The organism is Neotabrizicola paludis, from assembly GCF_044142105.1.
In the GTDB taxonomy this organism is placed as follows: domain Bacteria; phylum Pseudomonadota; class Alphaproteobacteria; order Rhodobacterales; family Rhodobacteraceae; genus Pseudogemmobacter.
The window spans coordinates 1-789 of sequence record NZ_JBGTYM010000032.1 but is presented as its reverse complement, the minus strand read 5'-3'; the positions used below and the strand labels follow the sequence as shown (position 1 = coordinate 789).

The 789-nt window shown below is 63.4% G+C and carries 1 protein-coding gene; it reads left to right on the top strand.

Going from position 1 to position 789, the window contains the following annotated elements; translation table 11 throughout:
- The coding region (locus ACED67_RS21650; RefSeq protein WP_395543817.1) for an IS3 family transposase at positions 1-789 on the top strand (789 nt) is incomplete at its 5' end.

Sequence of the window (789 nt, the reverse complement as noted above, 5' to 3'; positions counted from 1 at the left end):
AGCGGCTTCTTCGCCTGGCAGGAACGGCCTGCTTGCCTGCGCCAGCAACAGGACATGGTCTATCTGGCGCATATCCGGACGGCCTTCGCGCTGTCGAACGGGACCTATGGCAGTCCGCGCATGCACCGCGATCTCATCGACGAGGGCCATGAGATCGGGCGGCATCGCACGGCACGGCTGATGCGCGAGAACCAGTTGATCGCGCGGCAAAAACGGCGGTTCAAGCGCACGACAGACAGCGAGCATGCCTGGCCCGTCGCGCCCAATCTTGTGGCGCAGGACTTCACGGTGGATGGCCCGGACCGGAAGTGGGGAGCGGACATCTCCTACATCTGGACGGCAGAGGGCTGGCTCTACCTCGCTGTCGTGCTTGATCTCTTCTCCCGCCGCGTTGTCGGCTGGGCGACGAGTGACCGTCTGAAGCGCGGCCTCGCCGTCGAAGCCCTGCACCGTGCTCTCGTAGCTCGCAACCCCGCCCCGGGGCTGGTCCATCATTCCGACCGCGGATCGCAATACTGCTCGGTCGACTATCAGGTGCTGCTCCGCAAACGCGGCATCCTGATCTCGATGAGCGGGCGCGGGACCTGCTTCGACAACGCGATGGTCGAGACGTTCTTCAAAACCATCAAGTCGGAGCTGATCTGGCCGGTCGCCTGGCAATCCCGCCAGCAGGCCGAAAACGCCGTCGCCAGATACATCAACGGGTTCTATAAACCCGTCAGGCGGCATTCATCACTCGGCTTCAAGAGCCCCATCGACTTCGAGCGAAAGGGCCGGGAACTGAGCTAA